Below are 18,476 nucleotides of genomic sequence, written 5' to 3'. Positions count from 1 at the left end.
TTGCAGGGGGGGCGAACCATGACGCGCAGGTACAGACTGCTTGCGATTCCAGACTTTGGAAGCCTGGTCTGTCTCATCAATCTGGGCTGCGCTAGATTGGGCGTCAGTCCAGCCATGGGGGTCCGCATGTACCGAGCTCTCCGCCGTCTAGCACGACGTACCGTCAATGCCGTCCGCCCCTACGCCTTTCCCTCAATGACGCCATCGGCCGAAAAGCCGATCTGCAATGTCTGCGGCTTCCGCCTGTTGGCATCGCGCGAAGTGATTTCCGCGAGGGAGATGCGGAGCTGCCTTGCCTGCGGGTCGACACTTCGCTTCCGTGCTCTCATGTCTGCACTTCAGACCGAACTGGATGGTTCCGGCAGGATCAGAATACTGGAGCGGATGGCCAGGCGCGGAAGCATAAGAGGTATCGGAATGAGCGATGCCGACGTCTATGCGGCGGCCCTGGAGAGAACGTTCAACTACATCAACACGTTCTTCCACATGCAGCCAGTGCTGGATATCCGCGCGCCCGCCCAGCAGCACCTTGGGAGATACGACTTTGTGGTCAGTTCCGACGTGTTGGAGCACGTGGATGGCCCTTGCGTCGATGCACTGCGCAATCTGCGTGCGCTTCTCAAGCCTGGTGGGCTCCTGGCGCTTACCGTTCCTTATGGATTTCATGACACCACGATCGAGCATTTTCCCGAGCTTCACGAGTACTGGATAGAAGGGGAGGGGGCGAATCGGGTTCTCGTGAACATCACTCAAACTGGTGTGGAACAGCGGTTCTCCGATCTCTGCTTTCACGGCGGGGATGGGTCAACCCTGGAACTCAGAATCTATGCGTATGCGGATCTGGAAAGATGGCTGGCGGACGTTGGCTTTGTCGACATCAAGCTGCATAGCAACGAGCATCCGCAGTGGGGAATCATCCACCAGGACCACTTGGGCTTGCCGATCACGGCGCGAGCTGGCTAGTTCTCCGCTGCAGTTCAGAGCGGCTTGTACTGGATCTGCGCCGCCAGCACGCGCAGGCCGTCGGCGCCGCTGGAGAGGATGCGCTCCTCGCCCACGCCCTTCAGGCGCTGGAGCAGGAAGCCGTCTTCGGCGGGCAGGCGCGCGGCGAGGGCGTCCAGATGCTGCAGGGCACCCGGGCCCTCGCAGTCGAACTGCCCCCAGTACTGGCCGTGGCGATGAATGGTCAGGCGGTAATGCATCACGGGTTCTCCGGCAGGTGCTGCAGCCACTGCGCGAACATGGCGTTGGCTGCAGCGGCCAGCGGCGCGCCGTAGCGACGGGCCTGCGCACGCAGGTCGTTGGGATCGATGCCGGCCTGGGCCAGCTCCAGGGTGTGGCCGATCAGCCAGCGCTCGAACTGGCGCGCGTCCAGTTCCGGATGGCATTGCAGGGCCAGCGCATGCTGACCGACAGCGAAGGCCTGGTGGCGGCAGGCCGGCGTGCTCGCCAGGCGCCGCGCACCGTCGGGCAGCTCGAAGGCTTCGCCATGCCAGTGCAGCACCGGGATGCCCTGCAGGGCCTGCAACGGGGAGCGCTGGCCGTCTTCGGTCAGCAGCAGCGGCGCGAAGCCGATTTCCTTGCCGCCACTGGCCGCGACCGTGGCACCCAGGGCACGCGCCATCAGCTGCGCGCCCAGGCAGATACCCAGCGTCGGCCGCTGCTGCTGCAGGCGGTGTTGCAGCAGGGCGATGCTGTCGGCCAGGAACGGGTAGAGGGCTGTGTCATTGACGCTGATCGGGCCGCCGAGCACCACCAGCAGGTCGGCCGCTTCGGCGGGCTGCAGCGGATCGACGCCGGCCTGCAGGACCTGCACGGTCCAGCCCTGCGCGAGCAGCAGCGGCTGCAGCGTGCCCAGGTCTTCGAAGGCAACGTGCTGCAGCACCACGGCGTGCTTGCCGGCAGCGGCCGTCATGCCGGCTTCCCGGCGCTGGGCCAGTAGAAGCTGTCCGGCGTCGCGCGCGCACCGAAGATCGCCTGGCCGACACGGACCACGGTGGCGCCTTCCTCGATGGCGACCTCGAAATCACCGGACATGCCCATCGACAGTTCTGACAGGTCGATGCCCGTCGGTGCGCTGTGCTGCAGCTGGTCGCGCAGTTCGCGCAGGCGCACGAAGCAGGCGCGCACGCGTTCGACGTCGGTGGTGAAGATCGCCAGGGTCATCAGCCCGCGCACGCGCAGGCGGTCGAAGGCGGGCAGCTGCTGCACGAAGGCCGCGACGGCGTCCGGTTCCAGGCCGTACTTGCTGGGTTCGGCCGAGGTGTTGACCTGCACGAACACGTCCAGCGTACGGTCCTCCAGCTGCAGCCGCTGCTGCAGCGCCTCGGCCACGCGCAGGCTGTCCAGGGCCTGGAACTCGCTGGCGAAGCGGGCGACATAGCGGGCCTTGTTGGTCTGCAGGTGGCCGATGACCGACCAGTGCACGCCGAGGTCGGCCATGGACTCCGCCTTGCGCTGGGCTTCCTGCACCTTGTTCTCGCCCAGTTCGTGGCAACCGGCGGCCACGGCCATGCGGATGCGCGCCTCGTCGACGGTCTTGCTGACCGGCAACAGGCGCACGCTGGCCGGGTCGCGGCCGGCCCGCATGCAGGCATCGGCGATGCGCTGGCGCACGGTGACCAGGTTGGCAGCGATCTGTTCGACGGACTGGGCGACGGGCCAGTCGGCGGCGGCTAGGGGCATGGGGGACCTCCGGTGCGGGGTGGCCAGGGTGGGATACACTGGCACAGGACAAGGGTTAGTTTGGCATAGGACAAAATGAAAATCACCGGGCGTAGTGCCGAGGCCATTTTCGACAGCATCCGTGAGGGCATTGGCAACGGCCAGTTGGCCGCGGGCAGCGTGCTGCCGCCGGTGCGGGAGCTGGCCGAGCAGCTGGGGGTGAACCGGAATACCGTGGCGGCCGCCTACAAGCGCCTGGACGGTGCCGGCCTGGCCGGCACCGGCGGCCGCCGTGGCACGGTGGTGCGTGGGCCGGTACAGGCCATGGCCCGCGAAGGCAGCGCACCGGGCCTGGCCCTGCACGACCTGGCCGGGGGCAACCCGGACCCGCGGCTTCTTCCCACGCTGCGCGTTCAGGTCGCGGCCCCGCGGCTGTACGGGGCGGAGACGGTGGATGTGCGCATGCAGCGGCTGGCGCGCGCCTCGCTGGACCCGCATTGCCCGGCCGGCTATGCGCTGGAGCTGACTCATGGGGCGGTGGATGGCATCGAGCGCCTGCTGGCGGCGTGGCTGCTGCCGGGTGACCGCATCGCGATCGAGGATCCGTGCTTCCTCGGCAGCCTCAACGTGCTGGCCGCGGGCGGGCACGCGGTGCTGCCGGTGGCGGTGGATGCGCACGGCATGCAGGTGGAGGCGCTGCGTGCAGCGCTGGAGGCCGGTGCGCGGGCGGTGCTGCTGACCCCGCGTGCGCACAACCCCACCGGCGCCAGCCTGGATGCGAAGCGGGCGCGGGCGCTGCGGCAGCTGCTGGCCGGTTACCCGCAGGTGGCCGTGTTGATCGACGATCACTACGCGCTGCTTTCTCAGCAGCCCTACCATTCAGTGCTGCCGGACGATGGCCGGCGCTGGGCGCTGCTGCGGTCGCTGTCCAAGGCGCTGGGGCCGGACCTGCGGCTGGCGTGGCTGGGCTGCGATGCTGCCACTGCCAGCGTGCTGCGCCTGCGTCTGGCGGCCGGCACCGGCTGGGTCAGCCACCTGCTGCAGGATGCGGCCAGCGCGGTGCTGGAGTCGGCGCCGCAACGGGCAAAGATCACCGCAGCGGGCGAGCGTTACCAGCAGCGCCTGCAGTCATTGCAGGAACTGCTGCGCGCGCGCGGGCTGCAGACGCCGCTGCCGATGGAGGGCTTGAACCTGTGGCTGCCGCTGTCGGGTGACAGCCACGCGCAGGTACTGGCGCTGGCGGCACGCGGCTGGCATGTGCGTGGTGGTGAGGTGTTTGCGGTGGCGGCGCCGGCGCATGGGTTGCGCATTACCTGTGCGGCGTTGGGGGCGGCGGAGCTGCGCAGGCTGGCCGATGATCTGCTGGCGGTGTGCGGTGCGTAGCGTCGAGCTTGCTCGACTGCTTCGTTTGGATTGTAGAGTCGAGCCATGCTCGACTGGTTTCTGCCAACAGAAGTCGAGCATGGCTCGCCTCTACAGAACGATCAGGGCGCGGCGTTGGCGCCGGGTCGCACGTAGTAGGTCTGGCCGGTGTCATCCAGGAACACCAGTTCCGGCTTGCCCTGCCATGAGGTGAGCATGGCGCCCGTGTTGTTCTGGTGCCGCACCATCAGGCTCGCGCCGCGATCAGGGTTGGCCACGACCTTGAATACTTCGGTGGTGCCGCTGGCATCGTCCAGGGTCAGCAGGGCTTCGCCACCGCGGTCGCTGGTGCCGTAGCCGCCGCGTTCGGAGCCATCCGGGCCGAGCAGGATCATGCCCGACAGTGCGGTGGCACGCGGGCCCTGCGGTTTGCCCTTGCTGAGCGGATCGGGCACGGGGGCGCCGAGGATGACGCGGGCCTGGCCCTTGTCATCGTGGATGACCAGGCCGCGGGCTTCGATCACCCGTTGCGGTGACTGGCTGTGGTGCAGGTTCCAGGCGGTCCAGCCGGAAACGAGCAGGGCGAGGGTCGACACCCCCAGGGTGGTCAGCATCAGTGCGCGGGCCATCGTTCGTCCTTCCTTGGATGTGCCGACGATAGCGGATGCAAAAGCGGATGGGTAGGGCCGCGCGGTCAATGGAAATCGCGGCTGTGGCTGCGCAGGCCCTGCAGCAGTTCATCCAGGCACAGCATGCGCTGCACGATCACATGCTGTACACCATCGACGCGTTCGAGGCGGCCGTCGATCTGCATCAGCTGGGTATCGACCAGTACGCGGTGCTGGCGGTCGGCCACGTGCCGCCAGACCACGGCATTGACCATGCCGGTCTCGTCTTCCAGGGTGAGGAAGGTGACGCCGCTGGCGGTCTGCGGGCGCTGGCGCATGCGTACCAGGCCGGCGATGCGCACGCGGCGTCCATGGCCGTGGCCTGCCAGTTGTGCGGCGTCGAGGCAGCCACGGGTACGCAACTGCGCGCGCAGGAAACTGATCGGATGGCGGCCGAGCGTGGTGCCGGTGCTGCGGTAATCGGCCTGCATGTCCTCCCACGCGCTGGGCAGCGGCAGGGCCACGCGGGCCTCGGTGGTGGCGCGGGCCTGGTCGAACAGCGGCAGCCGGTTTTCCACGCCGGAAATATCCCAGCGCGCACGATGGCGGTGGCCGCTCAGCCCACGCAGCGCACCGGCATCGGCCAGCAGGCCCTGCTGGCGCCGGTCCAGCCCGGTGCGTTGGCAGAGATCGCCGACATCGTCGAACGAGCGGCGCGCGCGTTCGCGCATCAGTGCCTGCACTGCCGTTTCGCTGCAGCCATCGATCAGGCGCAGGCCGAGCCGGATTGCCGCTGCGCCCTTGCTGAAATCCAGAGTGCAATCCCAGTCGCTGTGGCGCACGTCCACCGGCAGCACCGTGATGCCATGACGGCGCGCATCCTGCAGCAGCTGGTCGGGGCTGTAGAAACCCAGCGGCTGGCTGTTGATCAGGCTGGCGGTGAACGCGGCCGGGTAGTGGCACTTCAGCCAGCAGCTGGCATAGGTGAGCAGGGCGAAGCTGGCGGCATGGCTCTCGGGGAAGCCATAGCTGCCGAAGCCCTTGATCTGCTCGAACAGGCGCTCGCCGAATTCCAGGCTGTAGCCGCGGTCGAGCATGCCGGTCAACAGCTTCTCGCGATGTGGCTCCAGCCCGCCGTGGCGCTTCCACGCGGCCATCGAGCGACGCAGTGCATCGGCTTCGCCGGCGCTGTAGCCGGCGGCATCCACCGCCAGCTGCATCACCTGTTCCTGGAACAGCGGCACGCCCAGGGTACGTGCGAACACGCGCTCCAGCTGCGGTGGGTACAGCGGGTTGTCCGGATCGTTCAGTGCCTCGGGGCCCTGTTCGCGCAGGATCCGCCGGCGCTCCAGGTAGGGGTGCACCATGTCGCCCTGGATCGGGCCCGGGCGCACGATTGCCACTTCGATCACCAGGTCGTAGAAGGTGCGCGGCTGCATGCGTGGCAGCATCGCCATCTGCGCGCGCGATTCGATCTGGAACACGCCGATGGTTTCGGCGGCGCAGATCATGTCGTAGGTCGGGCCATCCTCGTCTGGAATCGCATCCATGCGTCCTTCGTGCAGGCCGTGCTGCTGCAGCATGGCCAGGCACTTGCGGATGGCGGTGAGCATGCCCAGCGCCAGGCAGTCGACCTTCATCAGGCCGGTGGCATCCAGGTCGTCCTTGTCCCACTGGATGACGGTGCGCCCGGCCATGGCCGCGTTCTCCACCGGTACCAGGGTGGACAGCGGGTGTTCGGAAATCACGAAGCCACCCGGGTGCTGCGACAGGTGGCGGGGGAAATCGATCAGCTCTTCGGTGAGTGACAGCAGGCGCCGCATCAGCGGCGTGTCCGGATCGAAGCCGCGTTCGCGCAGGGTGTCCGGCAGCGGGATGTTGCCCCCCCAGTGGTCCATCGCCGCACCCAGCTCGTTCACCTGGTCCATCGGCAGGCCGAGCGCGCGGGCGACATCACGGATCGCGCTGCGGCCGCGGTAGCTGATCGCCACGGCGGTGAGCGCGGCGCGCTCGCGGCCATAGCGGTTGAACACGTACTGCAGCACTTCCTCGCGCCGCTCGTGCTCGAAATCGATGTCGATGTCCGGTGGCTCGTCGCGCTCATCGGAAATGAAACGCTCGAACAGCAGGTTGCTGCGCGCCGGGTCGATCTCGGTGACGCCGAGCACGAAGCACACCGCCGAATTGGCCGCCGAGCCACGCCCCTGGCAGAGGATCTGCTGGCTGCGCGCGAAGCGCACGATGTCCTGCACGGTGAGGAAGTAGGAGGCGTAGTTCTTCTTGGCGATCAACGCCAGCTCGTGTTCGATCTGCGCGCGCTGCGCCGGCTGGATGCCTCGTGGCCAGCGCTCGGGAATGCCTTCTTCCACCAGTTCGCGCAGCCAGCTGTCCGGCGTCTGCCCGTCGGGCACCAGCTCCCGTGGATAGGTGTACTGCAGCTGGTCCAGGGTGAAGTGGCAGCGCTCGGCAATGCGCAGGGTCTCGGCCAGCAGCCCGGGCGGATACAGCTGGGCGAGCGCGCTGCGCGGGCGCAGGTGGCGTTCGCCGTTGGGAAACAGCCGCCAACCGGCTTCGGCCACGCTGCAGCGGTGGCGGATCGCGGTCAGCGTGTCCTGCAGGGCGCGACGGCGGCGCACATGCATGTGCACGTCACCGCTGGCCACCAGCGGCAATGCGTGGCGCTCGCCGAAGGCCTGCAGCTGCAGCAGGCGTCGCACGTCGTCGTGTTCGTGGTGCAGTTCCACCGCCAGCCACAGGCGGTCGCTGAAGGCGCTGCGCAGCAGCTGCAGGTGGCTGGCATCGGGCTGGCGGTCCAGCCACAGGCACAGCAGGCCCTCGGCCAGGCCGTGCAGATCCTCGCGAAGGCAGCGGTATTCGCCCTTGCCCGCGCGCCGCCGGCAGGTGGTGATCAGCTGGCACAGGCCGGCATAGGCGTCCTGGTCGGTACACAGCAGGGCGATCTTCGGCCCGTCCTCGACCTGGAATTCGGCACCGATGACCAGCGCCACGCCGTGCGTCTTCGCTGCCTGCCAGGCACGCACGATGCCGGCCAGCGAGCACTCATCGGTGATCGCCAGGGCGCGGTAGCCCTGGCCGGCGGCACGCGCGAACAGTTCATCGGCGGTGGACGCGCCGCGCTGGAAACTGAAGGCCGACAGGCAGTGCAGTTCGGCATAGGCAGGGGCGGTGGCGGTCATGGCGCTTCAACCGAACCAGCCGTGCAGCATCCACGGCGCATGCGGATCGTTGCGCGGGCGGAAGGCCCAGCCGCGCTGGCCGTGCGCGGTTTCCACCACGTAGTAATCGCGGCGCGCGTCGGCCTGGTCCCACCAGCCCGATTCGATCCGCTCCGGCCCGGCGACGATGCGCAGGCGTGGGTCACGCAGCGGCTGCGGCGTGTCCAGCAGCCAGCCGGGGCGCAGCGGCCAGTACGCGGGGGGCTTGGCCGCCGGCTGGGTGCCGCTGGCACATTCGGGGCGATGGTCGGCCTGCACCGCCAGCGGCTGCACGGCGTCATCGCCGAGGCGTGCGCGCAGGCGCTCGCGCAGCTGGGTCCACGGCATCGCCTGCGCCGGGCGGGTGTCGAACAGGTCACGCGCGGCCGGCACGAACGGCGGCAGGTGTTCGGCCTGCAGGCGCAGTGCCCGGCTGCCGGCGGGCAGGGCGAAGGCTTCCATGCGGTTGCGGGCGATCTCGAACAGCAGCGCGGCATCGCGCTCGGGGGCCAGCAGGCCGATGGTCAGCACGCTGGCCGGCAGCAGGTCGTGTTCGAAATACAGGTCGAAGCGCTGCACGCCGCCATCGCGCGAACAGAGGAAGGCGGCCAGGTCCAGCAGCAGGCGGCGCAGCGGGAACAGCAATGCCTGGCTGGATTCGATCTCGTACTCGAATTCGATGCGCGCATCGAAGCGGTCCGGGGGCTGGTAATAGCGCAGTGGCGGCGCCGGCAGGCCACGCAGTGCATCCAGCTGCTGCAGCACATCGGGGGCAAAGCGCCGGGCCAGGCTGTCGCGCGGCAGGTCGAGCGCGGCGCCCAGCGTGCGCAGGCCGGAGCGGCCGAGCACGGTGACCGCCTCGGCGGGCAGGCCGCAGCGCGACAGGGGCAACTGCGCGAGCAGCGCTGGCAGCTGCTGCATGTCGACGCCCAGGCCATCGTGCACGTTGGCCAGCACGCGTGCGGCATGTGGGGTGGGCGCGGCCACCAGGCGATGGCGGAAGCCCAGCTCGTGCAGGCCATCGCGCAGGCGTTTCTCGATCTTCAGCCAATCACCGAACAGGGCACGGCTGGCGCCGATTTCCAGCACCAGCGCATGCGGGAAATCGAGGCTGACCTGCGAGCTGTACGCATAGGCCCAGCTGGCCAGCAGCTGGCGGGTGTGCTGTTCGGCGCTGGGGTCGTAATCGTGCAGCTGCATGTCCTGCACCAGCACCTGCGCGGCCGACAGCAGCATGCCCGGGCGCAGGCCGGCCGCGCGCGCCGCCGGGCTGACCGCACGCAGCACGCGGCGCTGCGCCGGCCCCTGCAGCAGCACCAGCGGCCGCTGCGGGTCCGGCTGCAGGCGCAGCACGCTGTCCAGCGCCAGCTGCGGCAACAACAGGCAGGCCCAATGCATGGCGCGGCCTCAGTGGGCGATGGCCAGCGGCAGCGGTTGCGCCGGTGGCAGGCCGCCGCGGCACTTCAGCACCCGCACCTGGCCGTGGTCGAGCTGCAGGCGCAGGCTGGCCGGGGAGGGATTGCGTGCGGCGCGCACGTCGCGGAACACGAAGCCCAGGCACTGGCCGCTGTCAGCGGCGACCTGCAGGCGGCGCAGCGAACGGTCATCGGCCTGCTGCGGCTGCGGCCAGCACAGTACCGCGGCACAGGCCGCCGAGCGCAGGCATTGTTCGGCCGCCCACAGGGCCTGCTTCGGCGCGGCCTGGATGATCTGCAGCTGGGCCAGGTCGAGGCCGGCCGCGGCCCAGGCCGGGGCGTGCGGACGGTAGGGCGGGGCGACCAGCACGATCGGCCGGTCGCGCTGGCTCAACCTGGCCAGTGCCGGCCAGACCAGGGCCAGCTCACCCACCCCGGGGGCATCCTGCAGCACCTCGCACAGGCCGCTGGCCGGCCAGCCGCCGCCGGGCAGGCGGGCATCCAGCGCCGGGTGGCCGCTGGCCAGGTGGTCGCTGGCCGGCCCGGTGCGTGCCGGGCCACGCCACAGCTGGCGGCCGTCCAGCAGACGGTCGAGCGCGACGACGGCCCCCATCAGCCGGTCCTCCAGGGGAGGCGCCGGTCAGGCGGGAAGCGGCAGGAATGGGCGGAAACGGCGGGCATGGAGCGAGTATCGACGGGTCGGGATCAGGGGCTGAGACCGACATGTTACTCGCCTTGTGAGTAGAATTACTAATGAAATTCCGGGGTGGGCCGGTAGATCCACGCCATGCGTGGATGGGGTCATCGTGAATGGGGTCGGAGCCCTTTCTGCGAAAGGGATCCGACCCCGTCGGCCTGCGCGTTGCGCCGTTTGTTCAATCCCGGCCGGGGGCGCCGGGGCCACCCTGCAGGCCCCTCATTCATGGCCTGCCGATGAAACGCTGGATCCTCCGCCTGTACGCCCCGTTGTTCCTGTCTGGCTTCATTGCCGCCGCCATCGCCTGGGTCGGCCACCACCACGGCGACCCGCTGTGGCTGCTGCCTCTGCTTGCCCTCGCCATCGGCGTTTCCTTCGTGGCCGAACGCCTCTGGCCCTACGACCCGGCGTTCAACCACGACCACGGCGATCGCCTGCGCGACACCCTGCACGCCGTGGTCAACGAAGGCCTGAACCTGCTGTCGATCGCGGCCGTCCCGCTGCTGGCGGCGATCATTCCGTGGCAGGCGTGGCCGCAGCAGTGGCCGTTCGCGCTGCAGGTGCTGGTGGCCATCATCGCCGCCGATCTCGGCATCACCCTGGTGCACTACGCCAGCCATCGCATCGGCTGGCTGTGGCGGCTGCACGCGGTGCACCACAGCGTGACCCGCATGTACGGCTTCAACGGCCTGATGAAGCACCCGCTGCACCAAGCCGCCGAGGCGGTGGGCGGCGTGCTGCCGTTGCTGCTGCTGGGCCTTCCGCTGCCGGTGGCGGCGGTGCTGGCCTTCGCCATCGCCATCCAGCTGCTGCTGCAGCATTCCAACGTGGACATGCGTCCCGGCGTGCTCGGCCGGGTGATGGCCTGGGCGCCGCTGCACCGTTTCCACCACATGCGCTACGGCACCGCCGGTGACGTCAACTTCGGCCTGTTCCTGACCGTCTGGGACCGCCTGCTGGGCACGTCCTTCGATGCGCCGGACTATCGCCTGGGGACGCGTGACCTGGGCATCGGCAGCCAGCCGGAGTACCCGCGTGACTATGCGGGGCAGCTGCTGGCGCCGTTCCGTGCGCTGCCGCATGGGCCGGTGCCCGAGGTGCCCGAAGGGCTGCGCCGTCGCCGTTGAGTGCGCCTCAGGCAGCGCGCAGCTGCAGGCCCTGCAGTTGCGCCGCACCGATGCCGAACATGCGGCGCAGGCTGCGCGACAGATGGGCCAGATCGGCGAAACCGGCGGCATGCGCGCTGTCGGTCAGGCTGTGCCCACGCAGGTGATGCGCCAGGGCGATGCGCAGCCGCTGCCACAGCACCCAGCCACGCAGGGTCACGGCGAGATCGGACTGGAAGCGCCGGTGCAGCTGGCTGGTGGACAAGTGCGCGGCCCCGGCGATGTCGGCGGCGGGCACCGGGCCGGGCAGGTGCTGGGCGATGCGTTCCAGCGCCACCTGCACGCGGCGGTCCAGCGGCTGCGCACGGCTCAGCTGCGGCAGGCGTTGCTGCAGGGCGGTAATGTCGGTGGGCAGCGTGGGCAGCTGCTGCTGGATCTGTTCGAGATCAGCGTGGGCCGGTTCCAGGAACAGGGTGCAACCGTCCTGCGGCGCCGAGAGGATGGCGTGCGGCACGAAGGACGGCAGCCACAGGCGCTGGCCGTGCTGCGCCACGCCGTCGATCTCCACCTCCCAGGGCGCGTCATCGCTGAGCAGCAGCTGGTGGGCGTAGTGCGCGTGCGTGCCGCTGCCACCGGCATGGCCCTGCAGCAGGGCGGCGTGTGCATCCAGCAGCAGGGTGCCAGTCCAGGGCAGGGCGGGGTGGGGCATGCGGGTAGTGTAGATCCACGCCATGCGTGGATGGACCGCCACCGGAATCGAATCCATGGAGATCCGACCCCGTGCCGACCAACGGTCGGCACCCACCACCATAAGCAGCAGCTTACATCAGCAGCAGGTTCCAACAGCTCGCAGGAAACTGTCGAAGGCGGGGTGGGTTCGGTGGCAGGGGCGTGAGCCGCATGGATGCGGCGACCGAGCTTACATGGACGTACTTGCAGCGTCCCCTTAACCGGACCCACCCCGCCATCCCACGGAATGCAGGCTTTTGACGTTGACGTTGACGTTGACGTCAGCGGGTGCCGGGCGGCAGCCCGGCCGTCCCATCACCGCCCGTGCGGATCCGGGCGATGGTGCACGTACTCGACCACGGTGCCATCGGGATGCACCGCATTGAACGCCGCGCCGGTGGGCACCACCTGCAGCGGGAAGATGATCTCGGCGCCGGCCGCCACCAGCCTGTCGTGATAGGGCCGCACATCATCGACCAGCAGGGTGCCGGTGGTGGAGGTGAACGGCGCCAGTGCGTCATCGCTGCCCTCGATCAGCAGGAACGCACCGACCATGGCCAGGCGCAGGCCGGCATCGGGGAACGGAAAGCCGGCATCGGCCACCACGCCCTGCAGCTGCTCGTAGAACGCCACGCTGCGCTCCAGCTCGCCGGGAGTGACGAACACGCGGATCAGCACGCGCGGGCTGCGCTGGCTGGAGGTATCACAGCGGTCGCGCCAGAGGTGGTCGAAAGTGCGGTGTACGTTCATGGGCTCGGTCCATCGCCGGGGACTCCCATTATCGGTACGGCCCTGCGGCCCGCTGATGACCGCCGGTGATGGCCTGATAACCAAGGCCATAGGGGCGCCTGTGACTTAGGTCCTGTTGACAGCCATCGATGCCCTCGCACAATCTTAACAAGATGGGTCGCTTTGCGGCCCGGGCAGGCAGGTTGTCACGCCGGGAGGAGGGTCCCGCGCGCAGACCGGTCCGTCCCCTGGCCCGCGGTGTGTTGCCTGGCAACGCCCGCGCGGCATGAACGCTGCACCCTTCGGCGGCACTTTCCCTGGACCGATTGCCTTGGCAACGGAATTACGCCCGCCGATGAAAACGTTTACAAAGCCGCTTGCCCTGTCCCTTGCGCTGTCTGCCGCGCTGGCCGCCCCGGCCTGGGCCGATACGGCCGCCTTCACCGTGCTGACCCTGGACCAGGCGCCGACCGCCGATGCCATTCCCGCCCTGGCTGCCCAGCTGAAGTCCCTGCAGGTGGACGCCGTCAGCGTGCGCCAGGTGCAGCGCGGCATCGGCCAGGTCGATCCGCTGCAGCTGCTGGCCGATGGCCTGGGCTACGAATACCGCTTCATCGCCGCCGGCAAGGATGACGGCCAGACCCAGCAGGGCCAGGCCGTGCTGACCCGCCTGCCGATCGCCGCCGAATCCGGCCCCGACCAGCCGGGCCTGAACTACCTGCGCCTGGACGATGGCCGCCACACCGTGGCGCTGTACACCGATGCCGGTGCGGGCGCCGCGCGCCTGCCGGCCCTGGTCACCCGTTCGCGCCTGGGCGCACCGGCCGTGCTGCTGGGTGCGGTGGCCGGTGAATCGGCCAAGGCCGCCGGTTTCGATCCGGCCCGCGTGGCCCTGGAAGCCGACGCCAGCTACTTCAGCGATGGCTTCCAGGGTGCCAGCAGCGCGCCGTTCAAGATCGATGGCAGTGCCCTGCGCGCGACCCTGCTGACCCTGGCCTACGTGGCCGACAAGGGCGGCGAACAGCCGTGGATGGACGCCACCCTCAACGCCGATGCGCGCGCTGCGCTGCTGCTGAAGGCGATGACCGAAGACGAGAAGTTCCAGATGCTGCACAGCTACTTCGGGCTGGGCAAGGACGGTGGCCCGCTGCCGGAAGGCGCCGTGGGTTCGGCCGGTTTCGTGCCGGCGGTGCCGCGCCTGGGCATTCCGGCGCAGCAGTCGGCCGATGCCGGCGTGGGCGTGACCAATCCGGGCGGCATCCGTCCGGGCGACTTCGCCACCGCGATGCCGTCCGGCCCGTCCACCGCCTCCAGCTGGAACCGCGAAGTGGCCTTCGCCGGTGGCGCGACCATGGGCCGCGAAGCGTGGCAGCAGCGCTTCAACATCCTGCTGTCAGGCAGCGTCAACCTGCAGCGTGACCCGCGCAACGGCCGCAACTTCGAATACGCCGGTGAAGACCCCCTACTGGCCGGTTCGATGGTCGGCGCGCTGATCCAGGGCGTGCAGAGCCAGCACGTGATCTCCTCGATGAAGCACTTCGCGCTGAACGACATGGAGACCCGCCGCAACTTCCACGACGTGCGCATCGGCGAACAGGCCATGCACGAATCGGACCTGCTGGCCTTCGAGATCGCGCTGGAAGCCGGTCGCCCGGGCGTGGCGATGTGCTCGTACAACAAGATCAACGGCACCTACGGCTGCGAGAACGGCTACCTGATGAACCAGGTGCTGAAGCAGGAATGGAAGTTCCCCGGTTTCGTGATGTCCGACTGGGGCGGCGTGCACAGCGGTTCGAAGGCGGCGCTGGCCGGCCTGGACCAGCAGTCGGCCGGTGAAGTGTTCGACGCCGCGGTGTTCTTCGATGAGCCGCTGCGCCTGGCCGTGCACGGCGGCGTGGTGCCGCAGGCGCGCCTGAACGACATGGTGGCGCGCATCCTGCGCACGATGTTCCTGCATGGCAACTTCGACAACCCGCCGCAGCACCAGAAGGTGGATGCCGAAGCCGGCTACGCCGTTGCCCAGCGCACGGTGGAAGAGGGCAGCGTGCTGCTGCGCAATGAGGGCAGCCTGCTGCCGCTGGCCGACAGCGTGAAGCGCATCGTCATCATCGGCGGCCATGCCGACAAGGGCGTGATCGGTGGTGGTGGTTCGTCGATGGTGGGCGTGACCGCCAAGGGCACCAACGCGGTGCCGGGCGTGATGCCGACCACCTGGCCGGGCCCGGTGATCTTCCATCCGTCCTCGCCGCTGGAATCGCTGCGTGCAGCGCGTCCGGACGCGACCATCGAATATGTGGACGGCACCAATGCCGCCGCCGCGGCCAAGGCGGCCGCGCAGGCCGACGTGGCCATCGTGTTCGCCACCCAGTGGGCGGCCGAATCGGTGGACCTGCCGGACATGCAGCTGCCCGACAAGCAGGACGCGCTGATCTCGGCGGTGGCCAAGGCCAACCCGAAGACCGTGCTGGTGCTGGAAACCAATGGCCCGGTGCGTACCCCGTGGCTGGCGCAGGTGCCGGCGATGCTGCAGGCCTGGTACCCGGGCATCCGCGGTGGCGAAGGCATCGCCGCGCTGCTGACTGGCCAGGCCAACCCGTCCGGCCGCCTGCCGGTGACCTGGGTGGTGGACGAATCGCAGCTGCCGCGCCCGCACATCGACGGCCTGGGCTTCAAGCCGAAGAAGGAGTTCGGCGACGTGTTCGATTTCGATATCGAAGGCGCCAACGTCGGCTACAAGTGGATGGCCGCCAAGGGTCTGACCCCGACCTTCGCGTTTGGCCATGGCCTGTCCTACACCTCGTTCGCCTATGAAAACCTGAAGGTGAGCGTGGAGGGTTCGCGCCTGGTCGCCAGCGTGGACATCCGCAACACCGGCAAGCGCGCCGGTGCGGACGTGGCCCAGCTGTACCTGAAGCTGCCGGCTGGCAGCACCACGCCGATCCGCCTGATCGGCTATGACAAGGTGCAGCTGCAGCCGGGCGAACAGCGCCGCATCCGCATCGAAGCCGAGCCGAAGACCCTGGCCCACTACGATGCGCAGGCGCGCCAGTGGAAGATCGACGGCGGCACCTACCAGGTGCAGCTGTCGCGCAACGCGGCCGAGCCGCTGCAGAGCGTGGACGTGCAGCTGGTAGAGCAGGTGCTGCGCTGATCCAGCGGGTTGTTGATGTTTGAAGGAACGGCCCCGAATGGGGCCGTTTCTTTTTGTGGATTGCCGCTGCGCTCGCCGGGCATGGCCCGGCGCTACCTGGTCATGGCATCTCCGGCGGACGCCGTCATCACCCGGGCGTGCCGGTGAACCACCCGCGCAGGAAATCGATCAGGTGGCGCACCTTCGGCGAGGGCTGCGTGCTGTGCGGGTAGACGGCGTAGACGCTCTGCTGCGGGAAGCGGTGCTGGCGCAGTACCGGCCGCAGGCGGTCGTGGGCCAGATCGTCCTCGATCAGCCAGCGCGGCAGCACGGTGACGCCTGCGCCGGCCAGGGCGAAGGCGCGCAGGCTGCTGGCGCCGTCCACGCGTACCACGGCATTGCCCGGATTGGTGGCAAACAGCGCGTCGCTGCCGTCCGGCGCCACCACCGGCACATCGGCCAGGCGCGGATAGCCGAGGCGGGGCAGGGTGCCCAGCTGCACCGGATCATCGGCCGCATCGGCAGAGGGCAGGCGCGCCAACAACGAAGGCGCGGCGACCGCGCACAGCGGATGCCGTTCCAGTTCGCTGGCATGCAGGCCTGAATCCGGCAGGCAGCCAAGGCGGATGGCTACGTCGAAACGCTCGGGAATCAGGTCGGCCGGTGCGGGCGACGTGGACAGATGCAGCTGCAGCGCCGGATGCCGCGCGCGGAATGCCTCCAACGCCGGGATCAGTCGCAGCTGCGCGTACTCCGGCGTGGTGGTCAGGCGCAGTGTGCCCTGCAGCTGGTGCTGGTCGCGGCGCGCGGCATCGATGGCCGCCTGGGCCGCATCCAGGGCCTGCACGCAGTGCTGCAGGAACTGTTCGCCGGCCTCGGTCAGGGCCAGGTGGCGGGTACTGCGCAGCAGCAGGGTCACCCCCAGTTCCTGCTCCAGCCGCTTCAGGTTGAAGCTGACCACCGCGCGGCTCAGGCCAAGGCGGTCGGCGGCTGCAGTGAGGCTGCCGGCCTCGACCACGGCGCGGAAGATGTCGAAGCGATCCAGGCTGACCATGGCGATTCATTGTCAAAACAGATTTGACAGTGTTGCAGCTGCTGTCGTGTTTTTCCAACAGCCGGTGCAGGGCATCCTGCCTGCTTCCCCGCTGGAACGCCGCCGATGCCGTCCCCCCGCCTGCGCCATGAGGCGATCTTCCTGCTGGTGTTCGCCCTGGACCTGGTCAACATGTTCATCGCCACGGTGGCCTACCCGGCGCCGGGCATCGGCTGGCTGCTGGGCTGGCGGCTGCTGCAGGGCCTGGCCGGTGGCCTGCTGATCCCGGTCGCCCAGGCCGCGGCCTACCGGCAGTGCACCCCCGACCAGCGCGGCGCGCTGACCCGCCGCATCCTGCTGGTGGCCTTGCTGGTACCGGCGCTGGCACCGGCGCTGGGTGGGCTGCTGGTGCAGTGGCTGTCCTGGCGCGGCGTGCTGTGGGCCAGCCTGCCGCTGGCACTGGCGGCGATGGGTCTGGTACTGGCGTGGATGCCGGCCGACGGTGAACGCACCGCGCCGCGCCTGCAGGCCTTTGCGCTGGCCACGGCGATGAGCGCGCTGGGCATGCTGCTGATGGCGCTTACCTGGCTGGGTGAACCCGGCCAACGGAGTGCCGGTGCGGTACTGCTGCTGGCGCTGGTGCTGGCGACGGCCCACCTGCGCCACGCGCGCCGGCAGGCACAGCTGCTGCTGCGCTGGTCGCTGCTGTCCCATCGCGGGCTGCGGCTGGCGATGCTGGTCTATCTGGCCGTGCCGGGCGTGTTCATCGGCAGCCAGCTGGCCAGCACCCTGCAGCTGCACCAGGCCGGTTTCAGCGCTGCACGCATCGGTGCGTTGATGCTGCCCTGGGCGCTGGCCTCGGCAGTGGCCATCACCGGCAGCCGTCGCCTGCTGGCGCGCTTCGGGCCTGCGGCGGTGCTGCGCGGCGGGATGTTGTTGCAGGCCAGTGGCCTGCTGCTGATGGCTTTGCTGCCGCAGCCTTCGTTCGCGCTGGCGGCGCTGCTGTTTGCGCTGATGGGGGCGGGCGGCAGCCTGTGCAGCAGCACTGCGCAGACGCTGGCCTTCCATGGTGTGGAGGCCGAGGCGCTGGGTGATGCCAGCGCGCTGTGGAATCTCAACCGCCAGCTCAGCTTCTGTCTTGGCACCGCCGCCATCGCGCTGCTGCTGGCCCTGGCCATGCAGTGGCTGCCGACGCGGGCCACCGGCGTGGCGCTGGGCCTGGCCGCCTTCCTTACCCTGCTGCCGCTGGCGCTGTTGCGCCGCGCGCAGCCCCTGACACTTGCGCAACCGGAGAATGCCTGATGCACCGCACTGCCGAACATGAAATCCACGAACTGCACGACAAGCTTCAAGCCTGGTTCCGCGCCGAAGTCGGCGCCGAAGCACTCGACGATCTGATGACGCATTTCAGCGCGGACTTCAGCATGGTCGGCATCGCCGGGCGGCGGTTGGATCGGCAGGCGGTGCAGGCCTTGTTCGTGGGTGGGCATGGTGCGCGCCCTGGCCTGCGCATCGCCATCGACGCCGTGCAGGCGATTGAAGCACCGTCACCGCTGGCAGTGCTGCGCTATCGCGAGGGGCATGCAGTGGGCGATGGGGCGGTCGCATGGCGGGAATCGCTGGCGGTGCTGCGGCAGGAGCAGGGGCGTTGGCGCTGGCTGGCGCTGCATGAAGTGGCAACCGCTTGATCGGTAGTGGCCGGGGGCGGCGGGGTCGCCCGCCCACCCCGCCCCCCCCGGCCGAGTCAGGGCGCCCGCGCGCGCCCAGCCCGCCCGCTCCACCCGGCAC

16 protein-coding genes are annotated in these 18,476 nt (G+C 69.3%); 6 read left to right on the top strand and 10 right to left on the bottom strand.

Annotation, left to right across the window (positions count from 1 at the left end; all coding sequences use genetic code 11):
- Positions 1-18 precede the first annotated feature (18 nt).
- Positions 19-963 carry a class I SAM-dependent methyltransferase gene (locus ACVOK1_RS10700; RefSeq protein ID WP_481562010.1) on the top strand — a complete coding sequence of 315 codons (945 nt, stop codon included), beginning with the start codon at positions 19-21 and terminating at the stop codon, positions 961-963.
- Positions 964-977: 14 nt separating this feature from the next.
- Here the strand turns inward: ACVOK1_RS10700 and ACVOK1_RS10695 are convergent, their stop codons facing one another.
- From ACVOK1_RS10695 to ACVOK1_RS10685, 3 genes are read right to left on the bottom strand one after another with little or no spacing between them, the layout of a single operon-like run.
- On the bottom strand, positions 978-1,202 hold the full coding sequence (locus ACVOK1_RS10695; protein WP_406235879.1) for a hypothetical protein: 225 nt from the start codon (positions 1,200-1,202) through the stop codon (positions 978-980).
- Entirely contained in the window at positions 1,202-1,915 is a 714-nt protein-coding gene (locus ACVOK1_RS10690) for a glutamine amidotransferase (protein WP_481562009.1), read from the bottom strand. The genes ACVOK1_RS10695 and ACVOK1_RS10690 overlap by 1 nt, the downstream gene beginning before the upstream one ends.
- Positions 1,912-2,685, bottom strand: a complete 774-nt coding sequence (locus ACVOK1_RS10685) for a YggS family pyridoxal phosphate-dependent enzyme (protein WP_481562008.1) — start codon at positions 2,683-2,685, stop codon at positions 1,912-1,914. Before ACVOK1_RS10685 ends, ACVOK1_RS10690 begins: the two co-directional genes overlap by 4 nt.
- Positions 2,686-2,760: 75 nt before the next feature.
- On the opposite strand from ACVOK1_RS10685, the gene ptsJ reads away from it, so the two are divergent.
- Positions 2,761-4,047 (top strand): MocR-like B6 salvage transcription factor PtsJ, encoded by a 1,287-nt coding sequence (ptsJ, locus tag ACVOK1_RS10680; RefSeq protein WP_481562007.1) that lies wholly within the window; start codon positions 2,761-2,763, stop codon positions 4,045-4,047.
- 101 nt (positions 4,048-4,148) lie between these two features.
- On the opposite strand, the gene ACVOK1_RS10675 is transcribed toward ptsJ, so the two are convergent.
- From ACVOK1_RS10675 to imuA, 4 genes are all read right to left on the bottom strand, one after another.
- Positions 4,149-4,655, bottom strand: a complete 507-nt coding sequence (locus ACVOK1_RS10675) for a hypothetical protein (RefSeq protein WP_108769140.1) — start codon at positions 4,653-4,655, stop codon at positions 4,149-4,151.
- Positions 4,656-4,720: 65 nt separating this feature from the next.
- Positions 4,721-7,831, bottom strand: coding sequence for an error-prone DNA polymerase (locus tag ACVOK1_RS10670; protein WP_481562006.1), 3,111 nt, complete (start codon positions 7,829-7,831; stop codon positions 4,721-4,723).
- Positions 7,832-7,837: 6 nt separating this feature from the next.
- Complete coding sequence (locus ACVOK1_RS10665) at positions 7,838-9,247, bottom strand: Y-family DNA polymerase (protein ID WP_108769138.1); 1,410 nt, start codon at positions 9,245-9,247, stop codon at positions 7,838-7,840.
- 9 nt (positions 9,248-9,256) lie between these two features.
- The gene (gene imuA, locus ACVOK1_RS10660) at positions 9,257-9,877 is read right to left on the bottom strand and encodes a translesion DNA synthesis-associated protein ImuA (RefSeq protein WP_108769137.1); all 621 of its coding nucleotides are present in this window, start codon (positions 9,875-9,877) and stop codon (positions 9,257-9,259) included.
- A gap of 320 nt (positions 9,878-10,197) precedes the next feature.
- Here imuA and ACVOK1_RS10655 point away from each other — a divergent pair, with 320 nt between their 5' ends.
- Positions 10,198-11,088 (top strand): sterol desaturase family protein, encoded by an 891-nt coding sequence (locus tag ACVOK1_RS10655; RefSeq protein WP_481562005.1) that lies wholly within the window; start codon positions 10,198-10,200, stop codon positions 11,086-11,088.
- Positions 11,089-11,095: 7 nt separating this feature from the next.
- Here the strand turns inward: ACVOK1_RS10655 and ACVOK1_RS10650 are convergent, their stop codons facing one another.
- Complete coding sequence (locus tag ACVOK1_RS10650) at positions 11,096-11,800, bottom strand: helix-turn-helix domain-containing protein (RefSeq protein WP_481562004.1); 705 nt, start codon at positions 11,798-11,800, stop codon at positions 11,096-11,098.
- A 311-nt stretch (positions 11,801-12,111) separates the two neighbouring features.
- Positions 12,112-12,546 (bottom strand): VOC family protein, encoded by a 435-nt coding sequence (locus ACVOK1_RS10645; protein ID WP_079222247.1) that lies wholly within the window; start codon positions 12,544-12,546, stop codon positions 12,112-12,114.
- A 334-nt stretch (positions 12,547-12,880) separates the two neighbouring features.
- Between ACVOK1_RS10645 and ACVOK1_RS10640 the strand changes: the two genes are divergently transcribed.
- Positions 12,881-15,676 carry a beta-glucosidase family protein gene (locus tag ACVOK1_RS10640; protein ID WP_481562003.1) on the top strand — a complete coding sequence of 932 codons (2,796 nt, stop codon included), beginning with the start codon at positions 12,881-12,883 and terminating at the stop codon, positions 15,674-15,676.
- A gap of 127 nt (positions 15,677-15,803) precedes the next feature.
- Here ACVOK1_RS10640 and ACVOK1_RS10635 read toward each other — a convergent pair whose 3' ends face one another.
- Positions 15,804-16,709 carry a LysR family transcriptional regulator gene (locus ACVOK1_RS10635; RefSeq protein WP_481562002.1) on the bottom strand — a complete coding sequence of 302 codons (906 nt, stop codon included), beginning with the start codon at positions 16,707-16,709 and terminating at the stop codon, positions 15,804-15,806.
- Positions 16,710-16,814: 105 nt separating this feature from the next.
- Here ACVOK1_RS10635 and ACVOK1_RS10630 point away from each other — a divergent pair, with 105 nt between their 5' ends.
- Positions 16,815-17,990 (top strand): MFS transporter, encoded by a 1,176-nt coding sequence (locus ACVOK1_RS10630; RefSeq protein WP_481562001.1) that lies wholly within the window; start codon positions 16,815-16,817, stop codon positions 17,988-17,990.
- Entirely contained in the window at positions 17,990-18,376 is a 387-nt protein-coding gene (locus ACVOK1_RS10625) for a DUF4440 domain-containing protein (RefSeq protein WP_481562000.1), read from the top strand. The genes ACVOK1_RS10630 and ACVOK1_RS10625 overlap by 1 nt, the downstream gene beginning before the upstream one ends.
- The last annotated feature ends 100 nt before the right edge of the window (positions 18,377-18,476 follow it).

The organism is Stenotrophomonas sp. STEN087, assembly GCF_056759115.1.
The sequence above is the reverse complement of the archived record's forward strand: the minus strand, read 5'-3'. Positions and strand labels throughout refer to the sequence as shown.

Excerpts from the sequence above, each read along its gene's own strand:
- ACVOK1_RS10700 (WP_481562010.1), top strand. The coding sequence starts at position 19 with ATGACGCGCAGGTACAGACTGCTTGCGATTCCAGACTTTGGAAGCCTG.
- ACVOK1_RS10695 (WP_406235879.1), bottom strand. The coding sequence starts at position 1,202 with ATGCATTACCGCCTGACCATTCATCGCCACGGCCAGTACTGGGGGCAG.
- ACVOK1_RS10690 (WP_481562009.1), bottom strand. The coding sequence starts at position 1,915 with ATGACGGCCGCTGCCGGCAAGCACGCCGTGGTGCTGCAGCACGTTGCC.
- ACVOK1_RS10685 (WP_481562008.1), bottom strand. The coding sequence starts at position 2,685 with ATGCCCCTAGCCGCCGCCGACTGGCCCGTCGCCCAGTCCGTCGAACAG.
- ptsJ (WP_481562007.1), top strand. The coding sequence starts at position 2,761 with ATGAAAATCACCGGGCGTAGTGCCGAGGCCATTTTCGACAGCATCCGT.
- ACVOK1_RS10675 (WP_108769140.1), bottom strand. The coding sequence starts at position 4,655 with ATGGCCCGCGCACTGATGCTGACCACCCTGGGGGTGTCGACCCTCGCC.
- ACVOK1_RS10670 (WP_481562006.1), bottom strand. The coding sequence starts at position 7,831 with ATGACCGCCACCGCCCCTGCCTATGCCGAACTGCACTGCCTGTCGGCC.
- ACVOK1_RS10665 (WP_108769138.1), bottom strand. The coding sequence starts at position 9,247 with ATGCATTGGGCCTGCCTGTTGTTGCCGCAGCTGGCGCTGGACAGCGTG.
- imuA (WP_108769137.1), bottom strand. The coding sequence starts at position 9,877 with ATGGGGGCCGTCGTCGCGCTCGACCGTCTGCTGGACGGCCGCCAGCTG.
- ACVOK1_RS10655 (WP_481562005.1), top strand. The coding sequence starts at position 10,198 with ATGAAACGCTGGATCCTCCGCCTGTACGCCCCGTTGTTCCTGTCTGGC.
- ACVOK1_RS10650 (WP_481562004.1), bottom strand. The coding sequence starts at position 11,800 with ATGGCGTGGATCTACACTACCCGCATGCCCCACCCCGCCCTGCCCTGG.
- ACVOK1_RS10645 (WP_079222247.1), bottom strand. The coding sequence starts at position 12,546 with ATGAACGTACACCGCACTTTCGACCACCTCTGGCGCGACCGCTGTGAT.
- ACVOK1_RS10640 (WP_481562003.1), top strand. The coding sequence starts at position 12,881 with ATGAAAACGTTTACAAAGCCGCTTGCCCTGTCCCTTGCGCTGTCTGCC.
- ACVOK1_RS10635 (WP_481562002.1), bottom strand. The coding sequence starts at position 16,709 with ATGGTCAGCCTGGATCGCTTCGACATCTTCCGCGCCGTGGTCGAGGCC.
- ACVOK1_RS10630 (WP_481562001.1), top strand. The coding sequence starts at position 16,815 with ATGCCGTCCCCCCGCCTGCGCCATGAGGCGATCTTCCTGCTGGTGTTC.
- ACVOK1_RS10625 (WP_481562000.1), top strand. The coding sequence starts at position 17,990 with ATGCACCGCACTGCCGAACATGAAATCCACGAACTGCACGACAAGCTT.